This window comes from Pantoea sp. X-Soil-OKNW-556 (assembly GCF_059730695.1).
This window is the reverse complement of the sequence record NZ_AP035993.1, coordinates 128,710-147,191: the sequence shown is the minus strand read 5'-3', so window position 1 is coordinate 147,191 and position 18,482 is coordinate 128,710. Positions and strand designations below refer to the sequence as shown.

Genomic DNA, 18,482 nt, shown 5'->3' with positions numbered 1-18,482 from the left:
CGTATGAGGGTGATGAAGATGAACCATGCACCAAATAAAAAGCGAAGTTTAAAACTGTGGGAAGCGCTGGCGCTCTCGCTGGGGATGGTGGGACCGACGCTGGCTATGTCGGGCAATGCGCAGGGATTGATCGACTCAGTAGGCAAAGCGCTGCCGATTGTGTTTGTACTCGGTCTGATCGGGGTCGCGTTAATTGCTTATGGTTTTATTCGTTTGACGCGTTTTTATAATCACGCCGGTAGTGCATACGGCCTGGTGGGAAAAACCATCGGCCCGCGTGCCGGGTTCTTTTCCGGTTTCGCCATTATGGGCACCTATCTGTTCTTCTCGATTGCCACGCTGGCGGCACTGGGTGCATTTACCAACGCCTTTCTGGCCGCATTATTCCCCACGTCAGGTTTCCAGATCCCGTGGATTGTCACTGCGGCGGTCGGGGTGATATTTAGCTGGATCCTGAATTCGCGAGATGGGCAGACCGTGGCCCGCGTGCTGATGGTGATTGAGGGCGTCGGGATTGTATTGATGTTGATTCTGGCGGCGGTGATTGTCGTGCACCAGCCTGCGACCGGCACAGAACATGCCTCCTTGTTTAGTCTGAATGGCGTTAGTTTTCAGGCGGTGATGGCGGGCGTGGTCGCTGCTTTCCTCTCCTGGGCTGGTTTTGAGGCCTGTGCCACCCTGGGTGAAGAGACGGAAAATCCCAAACGCAATATCCCGCTGGCCCTGCTGGGTTCTATCCTGCTGACCGGGGTGTTGTTTGTCGGCATGATGTATGTGCAAACACTCGGTTTTGGCACCAGCGAATCGGGTTTAACTGCCTTCAAAAATTCAGCGAACTCGCTGGGGACGCTGTCGCAAAATTACGTCGGCACCGCATTCTCATTAGCGATGTTGTTTACCGCCATGATGTCGGCCTTCGCCGCGAATTTATCGGCCGCGGCCACCTCCAGCCGTCTGCTGTTTGCCCTCGCCCGCGATGGGTTCGGCCCGGCATGCTTCGCGCAGGTGTCAGAAAAAAATCATCAACCTCGTAACGCCTTAACGCTGGTACTGGTACTCAGCCTGCTGATCGATGTCGTGGCCTGGTTGAGCGGTAAACCGGCGATGGGCACCGGCAATAGCGCGATTGATGCGTACTTCTACTTTGCGATCATCGGCTCCGTTTGCCTGATGATCACCTATCTGATGATTGAAGTTGGGGTGATCAATTTTATCACCCGCATGAGCCAGAACATCCCGAAATGGGAACTGATCCTGCCGCTACTCGGCATCGTCATTATGGTGGTGTCGTTGTATTACAACGTGGTAGGGCAGGAAGAACTGTTTAGCCCGGCACTGGTGGCGTTTTACTGGTGCATTGCCGGGATGATCATCATCATCTCCGCGCCAAAACTGGTGCGCAATATCGGGCTTTCTCTGGCGTCAGAGTTTGTTACGCCTGCGGAAACGGTGACAACCGCCACGACACAGAAGGAGTGGGTATGAGTCAGGACATTTTTCCACCCGAAGCCGCCGCGCTGTATCAACGCGACGCCCAGTCAGTCGCCGGTATCGAGAAATTACGCTTTTTTCCGTTAGCGATTACCTCCGGGCAGGGATGCTGGCTAACCGAGGCCGGTGGCCGAAAGTTACTCGACCTGTCAGCCACCTGGACCGCATCCGGTTTGGGGCATGGACATCCGGCGATTACGGCTGCCATCACCCAGGCAGCACAGAATCCAGCCGGGGCGGGGGGATTGTCTGCCGTTCATCCGGATTCGGTTGGACTGGCGGAGGAGTTGCTGGCGATCACCCCCGGCAGTGGCGATCGCTGTGTCTATCTCGGCCATGCCGGTAGCGATGCCAATGATGTGGCGCTGCGCGCCTGCCGACTCGCCAGCGGCAAACGTAAAGTGGTGGCGTTTGCGCATGGCTATCACGGCGGCATCGGGCTGGCAATGAAGGTGTCCGGCGTACATATCTCGGCAGGCAACGCTGCCGATCCTGACCTCTATCTCGCCACCTATCCCAATCCTTTCCGCAGCGATGATGCAGGCGCAGCGGCAGTCAGTGCCAGCCTGCTGGAAGTTAAAGAACAACTCGATAAAGGCGATGTCGCCTGTGTCATCGTCGAACCGATTCTGTCGGATGGCGGCATGGTGGTGCCACCTAAAGGCTTTTTATCGGGGTTACATCGGTTGTGCATTAACGCGGGTGTGCCGCTGATTTGCGATGAAGTAAAAATGGGACTGGGACGACCCGGACTGATGCATGCCTTCCAGCATGAGAACATCACCCCGGAAATCGTCACCTTTGGCAAAGTGATCGGTGGCGGTTTACCGCTCTCTGCTACCGTGGGGCCAAAAGAGATCCTCGGCGGTCCCGCTGCGCATGCATTGCTGACCACGGCGGGCAATCCGATTTGTACTGCGGTGGGCCGCTCCGTGTTGCGTGTGCTGCAAAGCGAAGAACTGCCACAGCGGGCGGCGCAGGCCGGACGCTATTTTATGCAACTGCTGCGCGAGCTGGCGCAGGATATCCCGGAGATCGGTGATGTCCGTGGACATGGCCTGGCAATCGGAGTCGAGTTAGTCGTTCCGGACGGCAGCAAAAAACCGGACCGTGCGCTGGCGCAAAAAGTCGTGTACCAGGCATGGAAAGAGGGACTGGTGGTGTACTACGTCGGGGGGAATGTGTTGGAAATTACGCCGCCGTTAATCATCAATCAGGATGAGATGGCCTATGCGGTCGAAAAACTCTCGCTCGCCATACGCCATGCCCCGCAGGTCACGCGTGAAGAAATCCAGGCGTATGCGGGTTGGTAACGAATCTCGCATTGAGATGATCTCGCCAGCCGGTCTGGCGAGATCGTCCTCATGAATAAGATGTCTGGCTACTCGACGTCCAGCACTTCACCAATTTTATAAAAGTGTTTTCCCGCGATGTAATGCAAACTTCTCCACTCATCCCCGGCCGATTCAAACAACCAGTGCCCATCCTGGAAAATACGGCTATCGGCCCATGCCGCTTTGACTTCGCCGATAAACAGATCGTGATCGCGTTGATTCGCTTCCAGCGGAATCAGTTCGCAATACAACCAGGCGGAACAGCCGCTGACAAAAGGTTGATCAATCCCCTCAACATAAAAACACTCGACATCGCTGTGAGAAAGCTTGTCCTGCTCGTTGGCTTTTGAATGGGTTCCAAGGTAGTGCACCATTTCCGCCTGTTTGGCATTCGGAACCTGAATAATAAACTTGTTGCTCTTCTCAATTAACTGGCGGGTATAGGCGGATTTATCCAGCACCACCGTCAGTTTGGCTGGGGTGAAATCCAGACCACAAACCCAGGACGCCGCCATAACGTTTTCAATGCCATCATGACTGGCGGATACCAGTGTTGCAGGCCCATGATTTATCAGGCGGTAAGCCTTTTCTGGCTCGACTGAGGTGAAATAGGGGTTCATTGCATCTTCCTGTCACTGTTGGCGGAAAAAATAAGGTCACGACCTGCGTCATTTTACCTTTTCCCCTCATAAAACAGCAGATCAAAAGCGTTAGCTTGCCTCTCCATGACATGCGATGACATAAGTCTGGAACAATTGATAACCCCTGCCGACGCGGCTTTTTTATATTCTCCTCCCCGTGAATTTCCTCACATCCCTTTACGCTTTCTTTAACGGTTAATCGAGGTAACAAATGAAAAAGTTTCTGATTCTGGTGGCAGGTTTGGTCTTTATGAGCGCGGCCAACGCCGCACCGACCGCCGCATTCGCGCAACTGATGCAAAATCGCTTCAATGCAGCGAACACCAATCATGATGGCAAGTTAACCCTGGCTGAAGCGCAGGCCGGCATGCCCCGCGTTGCGCAGCATTTTTCTGAAATAGATACGGCGAAAAAAGGCTATATCACCTTCGCACAACTCAGCGCATTTATGGCTGCGAAAAAATAACCTGGCTGATGAACGTGCTATCCATGAAGATACTTAGTGTGGCATGCCGATTCGGGCTGCTGGTGATGGCGGGCTGTGCACTGGCGGGGTGCAAGCCACAGCAAAACACTCACCCGCAACCCGTTCCCGCCGTGTCGGTGAGTGTGCCGCAAAAACTCACGTTTGATCCGTCAATCACCGTCACGGGCACGCTGAGTGCTTCTGAGCAGGTACAGATTGTGGCGCGTGTCGCCGCGACGCTGCAATCTGTTAACTTCAGGGACGGCGATATCGTTCATGCTGGTCAGGTGTTGTTCACCCTGGACTCTTCCACCTTGCAGGCGCAGCTTAATTCGGACCAGGCCACGCTGGTGAATAATCAGCGTGCAACGGACCGGGACCAGGCGCTCTATCCGTCACATGTTATTTCTCTGTCAGACTTGCAAAACGCACAGACGGCCCGCGATCAGGCACAGGCGCAACGGGACATTGCGCAAATTAACCTCGGCTATACGCGGATTACCGCCCCGTTTACCGGGCGCATCGGGCGACGCACTGTCGATGTGGGTAATCTGGTCGGCAGCAGCGGTAACACCGTGTTAGCCACGCTGAATAAAATCGACCCGCTGTATGTCACTTTCAGCCTGAACCAGTCAGACGCGACACGTTTCGGCATTATCGCGGCACGCAGCGATGCGGTGGAACATCAGCCGGTGGATATCCAGGTTCCCGGTCTGAATGAGCCGCTGCATACCACCATCGATTTTGTCGATAACCAGCTCGACAGCGCCAGCGGCAATATCACCCTGCGCGCGACCCTGCACCAGCCGCCGGTTAACCTGCTGCCGGGCATGTTTGTCCAGGTCACTCTGCATGCGGCAACGCCGGACAGCCCGTGGCAGCTCCCGGTGACGGCCGTGAAGGACGGCAGCATTTTCCCGGTGTCCCCGGATGGCACGGTCAGCCAGCTCAGGATTAACACCGCTCCCGGCAGTGATGAACATGTCATTTTGCTCAGTGCAAATGACACCACACAACGCGTCCTGACCTATGCTCGCCCGGATCTGGTCGGCAAAAAAGTCAACGTCAGCAACGAGGCGCAAAGCCAGCATGATTAAGTTCTTTCTTGACCGGCCGGTTTTTGCCAACGTACTGTCATTGATCATCCTGATCCTCGGCGCTGTGGCTTTGTGGGCGTTGCCGGTAACGCAATATCCCGCCATTACGCCACCAGTTGTTCAGGTGGTGACCCACTATCCCGGTGCGAACGCGCAAACCTTGCAGGATCAGGTGGCGTTCCCTATCGAGCAGCAGGTAAATGGGGTCGAGAACATGCTGTATATGAAATCGACCACCGGCAATGATGGCACCTACACCCTGAATATCACCTTTGCCATCGGCACCGACAGCAATCAGGCACAGATCCTGGTGCAGAACCGTGTTCAGGCGGCGCTTTCCCAGTTACCGGATGCGGTGCAGCAGCAGGGGGTGACGGTACGTAAAAGGTCGACGGCAATTTTGCAGTTGTACAGCCTGCAATCTTCTGACCCAAACCAGGGCACGTTGTTTTTAAGCAACTATGCCACCAACCATTTGCGCGACTCACTCGCGCGGATCCCCGGCGTGGGGGATGTCACGGTCTTCGGTACCGGAGATTACAGTATTCGCATCTGGCTGGATGCCGCGCGTATGCAGCAATATGGCCTGGTGCCGGATGACGTAATTAACGCCATCAAAGCGCAAAACCGCAGCGTCAGCGCCGGGCAACTGGGCGCGCCACCCGCTAACAATGGTCAACAGATGCAGCTGACGCTTAACGTCAATGGCCTGCTGAGCGATGCCAGCCAGTTTAATCAGATCGTTATCAAAAGCAGCACCCAGGACGGCGGCAGACTGGTACGTTTACAGGATGTGGGCCATGCCGAGCTGGGTTCATCCAGCTATGCGCAGTTTTTCACGATGGACGGTAAACCTGCGGCAGGGATTGCCATTTCGCAACTCCCGGATGCTAACGCGCTGGAGGTTGGCAACGCGGTTGCGGCGGAGATGCAGAAATTGTCTGCCCGGATGCCAGCAGGCATGCATTATGCGCTGCCTTTTGACACCACCACCTTTATCAAGAGTTCGGTCAATGATGTCTACAGCACGCTGCTGATTGCCGGGCTGTTGGTGTTACTGGTGATCGTGGTTTTCTTACAAAACTGGCGTGCCGTGCTGGTGCCTGCCACCACCGTGCCAGTCACCCTTATCGGAACATTCGGTGCCATCTATCTGATGGGGTTTTCCATCAATCTACTGACGCTTTTTGCCATCGTGCTGGCGATTGGTATCGTTATTGATGATGCAATCGTGGTGGTCGAAGGGGTGAGTCATCATATCGAACAGGGATATGCACCCCGCGAGGCGACGCTACATGCCATGCGTCAACTGCTGCCGCCGATCATTTCCATCACGCTGGTGCTGGTCGCCGTGTATCTTCCGGCCAGTTTCTTACCCGGCCTCAGCGGCCAGATGTATCGTCAGTTTGCGCTGGTGATCGCCGTGACCACCTTACTCAGCGCCCTCAATGCCCTGACGTTAAAACCGGTACAAAGCGCGCAGTGGCTGCGACCCGCTAACAGTGGCAGCAAACCCTGGATTTACCGCAAGTTCAATCAGGTGTTCGCGTGGCTGGAAAACGCCTATCTCAACGGCATTCGCCGCTTGATCCGCCACAGCAAAGTGGCGTTTATCGGCGGTCTGCTGGTCATCGCGCTGACACTGGCGGCCTTTTTCAGCATCCCGACCGGATTTATTCCGCTGGAAGACCAGGGCTATCTTCTGGTGTCGCTGCAACTGCCGGACGCCGCCTCGCTGGAACAAACCGCCAGCGTGACCCAGCGGGTAGAGCTGGTGCTGGGGCAGCAACCGGGGGTGGATCATGCCGTCGTGATTGGCGGACTTTCACCGCTCGACAACAATGCGTCCTTGTCCAACGCGGCACTGATTTACGTCACCCTGAAACCGTGGAATCAGCGTGGCAGACACCAGGATCTGCGTTCTATCTACAGCAACCTGAATAAACAACTGGCGAAAATTCCCGATACCAATGCGCTGGTGATTGTGCCGCCGCCGATTCAGGGCGTAGGTAACGGGGGCGGTATGCAGATGGTGCTGAGCGAAACTAACGGACAACGTGACTATCAGCATTTGCAGCAGGTAAGTGACAATTTTGTCCGGCAGGCGATGGCACTGCCACAAGTGTCGCGGATGTTTAGTACACTGCGTTCGAACGTACCGCAGATCAATGTCACGCTGGACAGAACGCGCGCGGCAGCGATGGGCGTCTCACCGGGTGATGTCTTCGATGCCATGCAACAATATCTCGGGGCCAGCTATGTCAATCAAATCACCCGTGAAAACCATAGCGTGAAAGTGTACGTTCAGGCGCAGTCTGACCAGCGCCGCCTGCAACAACAAATCTCCGCCCTGACGGTAAAAAATGCCAGCGGCGAGCCGGTTTCGCTGGCAACCCTTGTCAGTTTCACCCCGACAGAAGGGCCAGCGGTGGCTTCTTTATATAATCTTAATCCGTCGGCCACCCTCAATGGTATGCCCGCTCAGGGTTACAGTACCGGTGCGGCAATGCAGGCAGTGAGCGCGCTGGCAAAAGCCACACTGCCGCCGGATATCAGCCTGTCGTGGACCGATATGTCGTATCAGGAAAACGTCGCCGGGAACCGTATCTATCTTGCATTCGCCATGTCACTGCTGCTGGTTTATCTGGTGCTGGCTGCACAATATGAAAGCTACTGGTTGCCCGTCAGCGTGATCCTCGGTGTCCCGCTTGCATTATCAGGTACGGCGATCACATTGTTAGCGCTGAATATCGCTAACAATCTGTATACGCAGATTGGCGTGCTGCTGCTGGCCGGACTTGCTGCGAAAAATGCGATCCTGATTGTCGAATATGCCCGCCAGCAACGTCTGGCCGGTAGCAGCATCATCGATGCGGCACTGACGGCAGCCAGGACGCGTTTCCGCCCGATTATTATGACCTCGCTGGCCTTTACGCTGGGCGTTATACCGCTGATATTCTCCAGCGCCGCCAGCGCCAGTGCCAGAAAATCGCTGGGGATTACCGTTTTTTCCGGGATGGTGTCAGCGACGTTGCTTGCCATCCTGTTGGTCCCTTGTTTTTATGTCGTTTTGCAACGTGCACAAGAGGCCTGGCAAGCGCGCCGGAAGCCTGTTCATCAGGGGTGAATGACCTATGAGTGACGCGAAAACCGAGCATAAGGCAAAGAAAATACTGGTCCTTGACGATGAAAATGAACTGCGCAGCATGCTGCAACGCTATTTACGCGATCAGGGATTTGACGTCAGGACGGCGGAAAATGGCGCCCGACTCGACCGCCTTTTGCAACGTGAACCCTTTGATCTGCTGGTGCTTGACCTGATGATGGAACCGGAAGATGGCCTGTCCGTTTGCCGCCGCCTGCGGGCAGCAAACTTCACGTTGCCCATTCTGATGCTAACGGCGCGCGGCGATCCGGTAGATCGGGTGATCGGTCTGGAAACCGGTGCTGATGACTATCTCGCCAAGCCTTTTCTGCCGCAGGAGTTGGTGGCACGCATCAAAGCGATCTTCCGGCGTCAGGCGTTGCAGCAGGGTGAAACACCCGCAGGTTCGGGGGCGGTCTGCTTTGGCCCTTACCGTCTTGATATCACGCGGCAGACGCTGTACCGCGAAGATCAGTTGCTGGCGTTGAATTCTGCCGAAATGAATTTACTGATTGCGCTGGCCACCACACCTAACCGGCCCGTCAGCCGCGAGAACCTGCTGAGCCGCGCCAGAGGACGCGAATATGCAGCGCTGGACAGAAGTGTTGATGTGCAGATGTTACGCCTGCGCCAGCAACTTGAGGCGCAGCCTTCCGAACCTCGCTGGTTGAAGACCGTGTGGGGGATGGGTTACATGCTTATCGTAGATAGCGAAACGTGAAAAAATTCTGGCCCCGCTCACTGCTGGCACGCAACAGTGTCCTGCTGATTTTGCTGGTGACGTTGACGCAAATCACCACGTTCACGGTGTTTCTGGTTTTTATCCAGAAGCCCAGAGTGAATGATGCCGCCTCGCTCATTGCCTCGCAGATCATCATGCTCGATAAGCTGCTGGCAACGGTACCGGCCACGGATCGCGATCGTTATGCCCAGGCGGTGGGGGGCGTCATTCAACAACCGGCTCATCTGATCGAAATCCCCACGCTGGGGCTGGCGGGTTTCTATCGCCGTTATTATCTCAAAGTCTTTCTTGATAGCCTGCACCAGCAACTTCCGCCCGGCATACCGCTGCGCTGGGAACAGGCCCCCGAAAAAAAATTATGGGTGGAGGTACAGATCGCAGGTCAGCCATATTGGGTGGCGCTGGCGGTTGAACCGTCGAACCACCTTTCCAGCCTGATCAGTGCGATTCTGCTGTCAGTGGGGCTGGCCCTGCTGGCATTGCTGACGGCCTATGGCCTGCAACGGCGCATCAACCGCCCGCTGACCTCTCTGGCGCAGGCTGCCACTGATGTAGGGAAGGGAGGATGGCCGCGCCCGTTATCGCCGGAAGGACCGAGCGAAATCAGGACGGTCAGCCTGACATTTAACCGCATGCTGGATGGTCTGGCCGAGATGGAAAATGCCCGCGCGCAGATGCTGGCCGGAATATCTCACGACCTGCGCACTCCGCTGACCAAATTGCGGCTGGCGATGGCAATCGGCGGGCAGGGAAGCGCTAACCCGGATGATGTTGGCCGGTACTTCGAGGATGTGGATACTATTCTCCAGCAATTCATTGATTATGCCCGCGGCAGCGCCACTGAGCTGAGTCAGCCTGGTGACATTAATCAGATGATTACCGAACTGAATTATGATTTTACCGGTCTGGGCCAACACTTTACCCTGTCCCTGACGCCGCTCCCGGTGTGCTATTTTCGTCCCGTCAGCATGATGCGCCTGCTGACAAACCTGATGCAAAACGCCGCCAAATATGGTCGGACCGGACTTGAAGTTGCCAGTTGGCGGGAAGGTGATGTCGCAAAGATTGCGGTACAGGATCGTGGTCCCGGCGTTACAGAGGAAGAATTGTTGCTGATTACTAAACCATTCCACCGGGGTAAAGGCGCGGCAGCCCGGCACAACGGTTCGGGCCTGGGATTGGCTATCGCACGCCAGATTGCCCAGCAACATGGCGGGGATCTCAGCGTCAGCCAGCGGGCAGGCGGGGGACTGACGGTAATGGTGACGCTGCCGTTGGTTGAGGGAGGAAAACTCGTTGTGTCAACTTCAGTTCGGCATTAACACGTTAGCGACATTGAAAGGAATGACATTGCACGACAATCACGCCAAAAAACTCTACCGCAGAGTCAATACCACGACGCGCCATCATTCGAACAATCCCGGTGCGGAATACCGTCATGGCAGACACAGGAAAAAGCTTGCAGATGATCTGTTACCCCAACGCGAATCTATGCGCGGTAAACAGCAACGTGGCCTGGACTACACGCCATTGTTTAACTTTCTGATGAGTAAAGTGGGTCAACAGTGGGATGATGTTTTCAGTGAAGCCAACAGCCGACTCGACAGGCCCGATCCCATTTTCTGGATGGTGGCGTTGCATGAGCATCAACAGGGGGACTATGTCCGGTGTGGGGATTTCGCCTTTTTTCCGGGTCTCTATGTAGACGAGAACAGAATCCTTCAACAGGTTAATCCGCACATCACAGCAGAGGATATTCCCGTGACATGCCGATGCTGTACCCACACGTTTGTTGGAGTACCATTGGTATGGCGTGATGAGCCGACCAGTGATTGACGCAATCATCAAGTACTGGTAAGTTATCCTTAACAACACCTGCCTCGCCTAGGGTTTCTATTAGAAATCATGCGCAAACTGGCGGGTTTTTTTTTGTCTGTATATTTGTGGGTAAAGGGAGGATTTTTGGCAAGGAAAGCTGAACATAGTAAAGTACCTTATACGAAACCGACAAACAGCCCAGACGAGCTAATCAGCAAGCTCAGGGAGCGTGGGTTAATTATCCAGGATCACGCGGTTGCTGAGAATGCGCTCCGGTTTATTGGTTACTACCGCCTGCGCGGTTATTTCTATCCCTACTACCGAATGACGGACGAACGTGTGCCGCAACCGGTTGAACCGAAACACTTCTTGCCTGACACCACGATTGAGCAGGTGATCAGCCTCTATGAATTCGATCGCCGTCTACGGCTGATTATTCTTGAACAAATCCAGAAGGTTGAAGTGGCTTTGCGTACCTGCCTGTCAGAACATATGTCTGGTAGATACGGACCACACTGGTTCATGAATCTTGCCATCCTGAGACCAGAATTTGATTATGATGCGTTTTTTAAGCAGATTTCCAGCGCCAAAGAAGTCTTCATTCAGCACTACAGTGATACTTACTCGACACCTGTGTACCCCCCCTCCTGGATGGTAACGGAGGTTATGACGTTTGGCAGCTGGTCCAGTGCTTATGCGGGATTATCCGTCAGAGATCAACGTGAAATCGCGCGCATGTTCAGTCTGAACAGCAATGAAGTTTTGGGCTCGTGGTTTCATACATTGTCACACCTGCGTAACCTCTGTGCTCATCATAACCGTATATGGAACCGCCATTTTCAGGTTTTCGCGCCGATGCATATGAAGGGATATGAGCACCACTTTTCACGTAAGAACACCCTCTACTGCCGTCTGGCCGTACTCAAATATCTCTCCGACCAGGTATCGTGGAGTGATGGGCTGAAAGAACAGCTGGACAACCTCATGGCACAACGTCCTGATTGCGTGACATGGGAAAAAATGGGATTCATGGAGGGGTGGCGAACCGATGTTCTCTGGACCCGCTCGATAAATCCTCCTGCCTGATAGCACGATTTGTATGGTAAAGCGACGAATATGACCACGGAAGGTAGCAAAAAATGATGACATCCTCATATCCTAAATTATTTTCCATCACACTCATGGTGTTGGGATGCATCTTTGGCTTTTTCACCTGGCAAAATGAGGTTGATCGGGAGACGTTCCTGAGACCATTGACTATCAGGAACATGCTGTTAGCCAGTTTATTATTCGCTGTGCCATTGCTCTTTGCGCTAATTAAATGGGGAAAAGGTGCCAAACCACATACCGCCAAGGATTATATTAAATTGTATTCCGGTGTGGTTCTTCTCCTTTGCATGTTCAGTTATTTGCTGCTCACCACACTGACGTGGTTACTACCAGGACAGGTCAGCACTTACTCCGCCCCTTATGAATATGATTCCGCTGGACGCCATAGCTGTTCAGGTGCTCGCCTGTACGATCCTGATTTGGAAGAAAAAATCAAAGTGTGTTATCCGGCAGGTAATGTGTATGGCGGCAACGTTATTACCATCACTAAACGAAGCAACGCATTGGGCATGACTGTCATTCATGCCGTAACGAAAAGATAAAACATGCTGTTGGCTGACGATAATTCAGCAATGTAAGACAGAGACGTAATCATGCCGGCAAAAATATTGGATAGTGCCGCCAAAAGTCATGCCATATCAAAACAAACGCCCCGTTCACAACACGCATCACAACTCGGTGAACGACAGATCAATTCACCTTCGGCATGTAGACAGCGCTGGCGATAGAAAAACTTTTTCCAGCGCATATTTTTATCATTCATCACCACCAACTCAGGAAAGCAGTCACTCATCAGTTGGCGTAATTCCGCGCGGGAACTCAGGCCGAGGTCTTCCCAGAGATGGTTAAACGCCAGCGCAACGCTGGCAACAATGCAATGCATCGGATCAGCGTCAGGATGCATGTACTCTGCCAGCCATAACGCCAGTTGTTGCTGCTCATCCCGGCGTGTCGCCATCAGTTCACTCATCAGTTGATGACGCCTCAGCGCATCCTCTGAAACGGGCCGTTGCCGGGCAGGATAGGGCAACCGTGTCCATTGCTGCGGTGAAAGCCCCATCATCAGGGCATAGCTGCCGCAGCCCTGAGCATAGAGAGACATTAACCGGTGTAGCCAGCGATGCTGAGGCGTCATGCAACCCCCTTATTTCGTCTGTCTGAGGAGGCTATTCGGGTTCGATAATCTTGCCACCAGCGAGTCAATGCTGCCGTTACAGGCTGCCAGGCATCGTCGACACAAGGCTGAATACCGAGTGCTTCCAGTTTTTGCCAGGGCGTATAACCCATACGTACGCAGAACACCGCTTGTACATCGGCGAGTAGATCAAAAATCGCCGTCATCCGCTCTTCATTGTCCTGTTCGGTGTCGCAATTGTCGTTACCGTGACAATATTTAGGTGTGAAACGCTGATTCACCAGCACCACACCTGCGGCAGAGAGACTGTAAATATAAAAACGGTCGGCATGACCAAAATGGCTGTCAATCACATCCCCACGTTGCGATGCCACGGCCACCAGGCAAGCGTCTTCATCATCCGATTCCCCCTGGGTCGCAATACTGGCGTGCAGCCTGGCACGCTGGAACAGTACCGGCAACCAGGGTTGTGGTGACGGCTCAGGTTCCGGTATCCGGTCAAACTGTTGGCTACGATCTTCCCCCAGCATACCAATCGCATCCGCGCGGCACTGATGACAGTGGGTCATCTGCGGCATGATCTCACCACAGCGCTGCCTGACTGCCGCGATCATGGCGGCATCAGGTTCCGCTTGTCCGTTCAGGCCAAACACCGTGCCATGTTCAGGTCGGGCAATCAGCGGCATGATGTTATGGATAAACGCACCGCTGGCTTGCAGCAACTGACTGACATCGGGTAACGCCTGATCGTTAATTCCCGGAATCAACACCGAGTTAATTTTCACTAATACGCCCTTCGCGGTGAGCCGACGTACGCCTTCCAGTTGACGGGCAACCAGAATCTCACCCGCTTCACGCCCGCTGTAACGCTCCCCCTCCAGCCACAGCCAGGCATAAATTTGCGCGGCGATGTCGGGATCAAGGGTGTTAATGGTGACGGTGACATGGTCAACGCCAAGCGCCACCAGACGATCCACCGCATCAGGCAGCATCAAACCATTGGTGGAGAGGCATAATTTCAGGTCAGGAAACGCCTCCCGCACGCGTTCGAGGGTGTTAAAGGTACGATGCATATTTGCCAGCGGATCACCCGGACCGGCGATGCCCACCACTGATAATTGTGGGATCGCCGTCGCGACCTGACGGACTTTGGCAACAGCTTGTTCCGGCGTCAGCAAGGTCGAGGAGACACCGGGCCGTGACTCGTTACTGCAATCAAACTTGCGATTGCAGTAGTTGCATTGCAGGTTACAGGCGGGTGCCACCGGCAAGTGCATACGGGCAAACCGGTGGTGCCCACTGCGTGAGTAGCAGGGGTGTGACGCCACTTTCCCCGCGACCAAATCATCCAGCATTTCGCGAGTGGGTGCCTGACAGGCAGAAGAGGAGCAGGAAGTCATAACGTTACCTTGATAAGATCGACTGAACTTCCTGCTGCAAGTTATGTACCGTTTGCCAATTTTATAACCAACTGAAATAAAACAATTTTCATTCTATTTTTCGCGCTGGGTTTTGTCATAATCACCACCTGTAGCTGACAATGTGCTGATCATCACAATTCGCGTCAGAGACGCGGCATGGTGATATCCATGGTCTGAATACGGTAGGCTACCTGGCGCGGCGTCATTCCCAGTAACCGGGCCGCTTTGGCCTGCACCCATCCGGCTTTTTCCAGCGCAGCGATTAACCGCTGGCGCTCATCGAGATTCTGATCCAGCCAGCTGTCTTCTCGCGGTGCGCTGACCGGCAGTGGTTTTGGCACCGTTTCCCGATGGTTAAACAGAATGACTTCACGATCAATTAACCCGCTATCCGACATCACCGCCGAACGCTCCAGGCAGTTTTCCAGCTCACGTACATTGCCCGGCCAGTTGTAACTCAGCAGCAGACGGATTGCGCCTTCGCTGATCCGCAGGGTGCGGTGCTGGTTTTGCCCGATTTTGCGCACCAGAAAATGTGCCAACTCAGGGATATCGTCCTGACGTTCGCGTAGCGGCGGGAGCGCAACCGGCATTACATTCAGGCGGTAATAAAGATCTTCACGAAAATTCCCGTTGCGGACCTCTTCCTCCAGATTACGGTTGGTCGCAGCAATAATTCGCACGTTGACCCGCAGGGTTTCATCCCCCCCGACCCGTTCCATTTCGCCTTCCTGCAAGATCCGAAGTAGTTTGGCCTGAAAAGACGCGCTGCTCTCGCCAATCTCATCGAGAAAAAGCGTGCCGCCATCAGCCAGTTCGAATCGTCCTTTCCGCTGCCGCACCGCGCCGGTAAACGCCCCTTTTTCATGACCAAACAGCTCGCTCTCCAGCAAGGTATCGGGTAATGCCGCACAGTTAAACTTCACAAACGGAAAAGTGGAGCGCGGAGAATTGTGATGAATGGCATTGGCAATCAACTCTTTACCCGTCCCACTTTCGCCACGCACCAGCACGGTGGTATCCCAGCGCGACACCTGGCGGATAATCTCCAGTGTCTGCTGCATCGCGGGGCTTTTTCCCACCATATTTTCGAAGCCAAAGTTATGGGCGGGAACGCAGTTATGCCCCTTGACTGGCGGCATCACCGCCGGGCGCGCAACGGTCGGCGCCGGTGATGACATCAGGCGTACCGTCTGTGCCACCAGATTGGCAACGGTTTCAAGAAAGCGGGTGCAGGAAGGAAGGCGTGATTCAGCCTGCGCCATCGGCTGTGCAGCCAAAACCCCCATCGGCCTCGCATCTGGCCCCATTAAAGGCACCGCAATAAACGGCAGGTTGTAGTCGTACAACCCCAGTCGATCAAGGAAACGCGGGTCATCTGCCAGGCGTGGCAAAACCAGCGATTGTCCCTGAGACAGCACCGTGCCCACCAGCCCTTCTCCGGCACGATAACGGATTTTCAGGCCATCATTCAGTTGCTGCAAATCGGCTTCTGGCAGTGCTTCGATATTCAGTTGCCCCTGCTGACTGTCGTGCAGGCAAATCATGCCATGCTGCATAAAGGCATCGTTTTGCAGTACGGACAACACCTCCTGGAGTGTCCGATGCCGATCGGTTGAACGACTCAGCACCACGCTAAGACGTTGCATCGCGGTAAATTGCTGAGACAGGTCAAAGCGCCAGACCCGGTTGTCGGATTCCGATTGCTGAGTCATTTGGCACCTCCGGTCAGTGAGGCAAATAACGGAAATCGCAGGGTGAGACAGGACCCGCCTTCGGGCGGCGACGTGAGTTCAATGGCCCCCCGATGATGTGCAACCAGGGTCTGGATCAGCCGTAGTTCCATCCCTTTTCCTGGGGCATTTAAAGCAGTTGCGGTGTGGGTGTAGTGGACATACTTTAACGGGAGGTTGTCGCATAAGTAGAAGGCCAGCCAGCCATTTTCTTCATGGGCATAAAGCTGGGTTTCCAGCGCAAAATGGGGGATTTCAGCGGCGAGATCCAGAGTCCGATCCAGCCATAAACTCAGGCAGGCCAGTACCTGAGTTCGTTGACCAAAACACACCAGTTCGGGGGAGTCTTGCGTCACCTGTAAGCGATCTCCCTGCTGATAACGGGTGTGGTAGAGTGCGCGCAGATCGGCCAAAAAATCGGTCAGGGGCCACAGGGTAGATTGTTCAAGATTCAGGGAGGGGCGGCAGCGTTGCAGGCGAGCCATAGCTTCTTCACCTTCATGCCAGGCAGAATTAAGCGCAACGTTGCTGTTGTCGCCATTCAGGCGTCGGGCGGCTGCCAGCATATTAATCGGGCAGTTTAGCTGGATCAGTGCCGCATCGAGTGAATCCCGAATTGCCGCCAGCAATTTGCCGGTGGTCATGTGTTGTTTCAGTCGATCCAGTCGTCCCTGTTCTTGCTGTTGCTGCTGCTGGGTATAATCGGTAATCACCACCAGGGTGCGGGAGAGACTGTTATCAATAAAATAACGGCTAACTTCCTCACTGACGCCGGGCAGTGTCCAGCATGTCACCCTCAGCCAGCGCTCCGCACCACACAGCATCACGGGAATGACTTCACCCTCGGCGAACGCTTTTTTCCGTGAAGAAAAATCCAGCTCAGTCAGTAACTCTTTGCCACCACAATCAGCGCATAAGGTTTTGTAGGTCAGGTTATCCATGATGACCTGGTCCTGCTCATCCACCACGACAACGGCAGCCGGGATATTATTCAGCACTGCTTCGGTCAGCGTCATTTGATTACGCAGGCGTTGTTCCAGCGCGTAACCTGTACTGATATCACGTTGCATTGCCAGATAGTGTTCCAGCTCGCCTCCGACATTCATAACCGGAGTGATATCGATCTCGACCAGAAACAAACTGCCATCACGACGGCGGTTGATGAGTTGTCCGCGCCAGGGCTGACGCAGGCGCAAGGTGCGCCACATATCCTCATAAATCATGCGCGGTGTTTGCTTACTGGCAAGCAGGCGCGGGTTCTGTTGCAATAATTCTTCCAGCGGATAACCCGTCTGGCGGCAGAATGCCGGGTTGGCGTAAATAATTCGGGCTTCAGCATCAGTTAAAGAGATGGCAACGGGTGCCTCTTCAACAATGGTCATAAACAGGCCGGGATGTTGCTGAGAAAGCCCTCGTGCAATGGCTTGCGGTTCAGCGGCATCCATCATCATATTCTCAGTCATCACATCCTCCGGAACTCAGGTTCATTTGTGTCGCAGTTATGACAATTTGTCCCACCTGTCGACATTGGCCGCCGCGGTGGTTGCCTGCCATATAACCATGCAAACAGTAAGCCTTATGCGGCAGTGACTCGCCTTAACCTTGATCCAGATCGGTTTTACCCGTACATCTCGCGCAAAATCGCTCAGTAAGGTTCCTGAATTCACTGAAATCGCGCTGAGAGTGCGTCACTTCTGGTGCGCCCTGGTGCAAAACTGTGCAGCCAGATACCTGGCACAGCATTCGCAACAGCAATGAGGAGTGATTCTTTTATTCCACAGGAGGGCGGCATGGCGAACGTTGGTATTTTTTTCGGCACTGATACGGGCAAAACCCGCAAGATCGCTAAGATGATCCACAAAAAGTTGGGGGAGGTGGCAGATGCCCCGGTCAATATCAATCGCATCTCTCTGGAGACTTTTCTTTCCTATCCGGTTTTGGTACTGGGCACACCCACCCTCGGCGATGGTCAATTACCTGGCCTCAATGCGGGCTGTGAAAATGCCTCGTGGGGGGAGTTTGTGGCCGAGCTTAACGGGGCCAGTCTGGCGGGTAAAACCGTTGCCTTATTCGGGTTGGGCGATCAGAAAGGTTACCCTGATAACTTTGTCAGCGGGATGCGCCCGTTGTACGACGCACTGAAAAACTGCGGCGCACAGCTTATCGGGCAATGGCCAAATCAGGGATATGAATTCACCCGCTCAGCGTCACTGGAAGAAGGCGCTTTCGTTGGACTGGTTCTGGACCAGGATAATCAGTATGACCTTACCGAGGAGCGACTGGATGCCTGGCTGGAGAGTCTCAGGCCAGCAATTGTAGAGTAAGCTGGTTTGCAATAACGCGTAGCTA

At 54.4% G+C, this 18,482-nt stretch carries 16 protein-coding genes; 11 read left to right on the top strand and 5 right to left on the bottom strand.

Annotation, left to right across the window (positions count from 1 at the left end):
- The first annotated feature begins 18 nt into the window (after positions 1-18).
- Both AC6I8T_RS25700 and AC6I8T_RS25695 read left to right on the top strand, forming a co-directional pair.
- Positions 19-1,485 carry an APC family permease gene (locus tag AC6I8T_RS25700; protein WP_497834788.1) on the top strand — a complete coding sequence of 489 codons (1,467 nt, stop codon included), beginning with the start codon at positions 19-21 and terminating at the stop codon, positions 1,483-1,485.
- Positions 1,482-2,804 carry an aspartate aminotransferase family protein gene (locus tag AC6I8T_RS25695; protein ID WP_208726958.1) on the top strand — a complete coding sequence of 441 codons (1,323 nt, stop codon included), beginning with the start codon at positions 1,482-1,484 and terminating at the stop codon, positions 2,802-2,804. The genes AC6I8T_RS25700 and AC6I8T_RS25695 overlap by 4 nt, the downstream gene beginning before the upstream one ends.
- A 68-nt stretch (positions 2,805-2,872) precedes the next feature.
- On the opposite strand, the gene AC6I8T_RS25690 is transcribed toward AC6I8T_RS25695, so the two are convergent.
- Complete coding sequence (locus AC6I8T_RS25690; RefSeq protein WP_208726959.1) at positions 2,873-3,445, bottom strand: flavin reductase family protein; 573 nt, start codon at positions 3,443-3,445, stop codon at positions 2,873-2,875.
- A 232-nt stretch (positions 3,446-3,677) separates the two neighbouring features.
- Between AC6I8T_RS25690 and AC6I8T_RS25685 the strand changes: the two genes are divergently transcribed.
- The 8 genes from AC6I8T_RS25685 (at position 3,678) to AC6I8T_RS25650 (ending at position 12,386) form a co-directional block, all read left to right on the top strand.
- Positions 3,678-3,932: an EF-hand domain-containing protein gene (locus tag AC6I8T_RS25685; protein WP_208726960.1), complete on the top strand. Its 255-nt coding sequence runs from the start codon at positions 3,678-3,680 to the stop codon at positions 3,930-3,932.
- Positions 3,933-3,955: 23 nt separating this feature from the next.
- Positions 3,956-5,029: an efflux RND transporter periplasmic adaptor subunit gene (locus AC6I8T_RS25680; RefSeq protein ID WP_497834787.1), complete on the top strand. Its 1,074-nt coding sequence runs from the start codon at positions 3,956-3,958 to the stop codon at positions 5,027-5,029.
- Positions 5,022-8,156: an efflux RND transporter permease subunit gene (locus AC6I8T_RS25675; protein WP_497834786.1), complete on the top strand. Its 3,135-nt coding sequence runs from the start codon at positions 5,022-5,024 to the stop codon at positions 8,154-8,156. The genes AC6I8T_RS25680 and AC6I8T_RS25675 overlap by 8 nt, the downstream gene beginning before the upstream one ends.
- Positions 8,157-8,163: 7 nt before the next feature.
- Entirely contained in the window at positions 8,164-8,895 is a 732-nt protein-coding gene (locus AC6I8T_RS25670; RefSeq protein WP_021183968.1) for a response regulator, read from the top strand.
- Positions 8,892-10,238: an ATP-binding protein gene (locus tag AC6I8T_RS25665; protein WP_497834785.1), complete on the top strand. Its 1,347-nt coding sequence runs from the start codon at positions 8,892-8,894 to the stop codon at positions 10,236-10,238. Before AC6I8T_RS25670 ends, AC6I8T_RS25665 begins: the two co-directional genes overlap by 4 nt.
- A 28-nt stretch (positions 10,239-10,266) precedes the next feature.
- Positions 10,267-10,752: a hypothetical protein gene (locus AC6I8T_RS25660; RefSeq protein WP_497834784.1), complete on the top strand. Its 486-nt coding sequence runs from the start codon at positions 10,267-10,269 to the stop codon at positions 10,750-10,752.
- A 69-nt stretch (positions 10,753-10,821) separates the two neighbouring features.
- Complete coding sequence (locus AC6I8T_RS25655; protein ID WP_497834783.1) at positions 10,822-11,820, top strand: Abi family protein; 999 nt, start codon at positions 10,822-10,824, stop codon at positions 11,818-11,820.
- A gap of 53 nt (positions 11,821-11,873) precedes the next feature.
- Positions 11,874-12,386 carry a hypothetical protein gene (locus tag AC6I8T_RS25650; protein ID WP_497834782.1) on the top strand — a complete coding sequence of 171 codons (513 nt, stop codon included), beginning with the start codon at positions 11,874-11,876 and terminating at the stop codon, positions 12,384-12,386.
- An 86-nt stretch (positions 12,387-12,472) separates the two neighbouring features.
- Here AC6I8T_RS25650 and AC6I8T_RS25645 read toward each other — a convergent pair whose 3' ends face one another.
- From AC6I8T_RS25645 to nifL, 4 genes are all read right to left on the bottom strand, one after another.
- Positions 12,473-12,979: a nitrogen fixation protein NifQ gene (locus tag AC6I8T_RS25645; protein ID WP_497834781.1), complete on the bottom strand. Its 507-nt coding sequence runs from the start codon at positions 12,977-12,979 to the stop codon at positions 12,473-12,475.
- On the bottom strand, positions 12,976-14,379 hold the full coding sequence (gene nifB / locus AC6I8T_RS25640; protein WP_497834780.1) for a nitrogenase cofactor biosynthesis protein NifB: 1,404 nt from the start codon (positions 14,377-14,379) through the stop codon (positions 12,976-12,978). Before nifB ends, AC6I8T_RS25645 begins: the two co-directional genes overlap by 4 nt.
- Before the next feature lie 164 nt (positions 14,380-14,543).
- The gene (nifA, locus tag AC6I8T_RS25635) at positions 14,544-16,115 is read right to left on the bottom strand and encodes a nif-specific transcriptional activator NifA (RefSeq protein WP_208726968.1); all 1,572 of its coding nucleotides are present in this window, start codon (positions 16,113-16,115) and stop codon (positions 14,544-14,546) included.
- A complete protein-coding gene (nifL, locus tag AC6I8T_RS25630) occupies positions 16,112-17,596 on the bottom strand; it encodes a nitrogen fixation negative regulator NifL (RefSeq protein ID WP_208726969.1) in 1,485 nt (494 codons plus the stop codon). Before nifL ends, nifA begins: the two co-directional genes overlap by 4 nt.
- 327 nt (positions 17,597-17,923) lie before the next feature.
- On the opposite strand from nifL, the gene AC6I8T_RS25625 reads away from it, so the two are divergent.
- A complete protein-coding gene (locus AC6I8T_RS25625; protein WP_497834779.1) occupies positions 17,924-18,457 on the top strand; it encodes a flavodoxin in 534 nt (177 codons plus the stop codon).
- Positions 18,458-18,482: the final 25 nt, after the last annotated feature.

Bases quoted from the DNA above. Each gene is read 5' to 3' on its own strand.
- AC6I8T_RS25700 (WP_497834788.1), top strand. From the start codon at position 19: ATGAACCATGCACCAAATAAAAAGCGAAGTTTAAAACTGTGGGAAGCG.
- AC6I8T_RS25695 (WP_208726958.1), top strand. From the start codon at position 1,482: ATGAGTCAGGACATTTTTCCACCCGAAGCCGCCGCGCTGTATCAACGC.
- AC6I8T_RS25690 (WP_208726959.1), bottom strand. From the start codon at position 3,445: ATGAACCCCTATTTCACCTCAGTCGAGCCAGAAAAGGCTTACCGCCTG.
- AC6I8T_RS25685 (WP_208726960.1), top strand. From the start codon at position 3,678: ATGAAAAAGTTTCTGATTCTGGTGGCAGGTTTGGTCTTTATGAGCGCG.
- AC6I8T_RS25680 (WP_497834787.1), top strand. From the start codon at position 3,956: ATGAAGATACTTAGTGTGGCATGCCGATTCGGGCTGCTGGTGATGGCG.
- AC6I8T_RS25675 (WP_497834786.1), top strand. From the start codon at position 5,022: ATGATTAAGTTCTTTCTTGACCGGCCGGTTTTTGCCAACGTACTGTCA.
- AC6I8T_RS25670 (WP_021183968.1), top strand. From the start codon at position 8,164: ATGAGTGACGCGAAAACCGAGCATAAGGCAAAGAAAATACTGGTCCTT.
- AC6I8T_RS25655 (WP_497834783.1), top strand. From the start codon at position 10,822: ATGCGCAAACTGGCGGGTTTTTTTTTGTCTGTATATTTGTGGGTAAAG.
- AC6I8T_RS25650 (WP_497834782.1), top strand. From the start codon at position 11,874: ATGATGACATCCTCATATCCTAAATTATTTTCCATCACACTCATGGTG.
- AC6I8T_RS25645 (WP_497834781.1), bottom strand. From the start codon at position 12,979: ATGACGCCTCAGCATCGCTGGCTACACCGGTTAATGTCTCTCTATGCT.
- nifB (WP_497834780.1), bottom strand. From the start codon at position 14,379: ATGACTTCCTGCTCCTCTTCTGCCTGTCAGGCACCCACTCGCGAAATG.
- nifA (WP_208726968.1), bottom strand. From the start codon at position 16,115: ATGACTCAGCAATCGGAATCCGACAACCGGGTCTGGCGCTTTGACCTG.
- nifL (WP_208726969.1), bottom strand. From the start codon at position 17,596: ATGACTGAGAATATGATGATGGATGCCGCTGAACCGCAAGCCATTGCA.
- AC6I8T_RS25625 (WP_497834779.1), top strand. From the start codon at position 17,924: ATGGCGAACGTTGGTATTTTTTTCGGCACTGATACGGGCAAAACCCGC.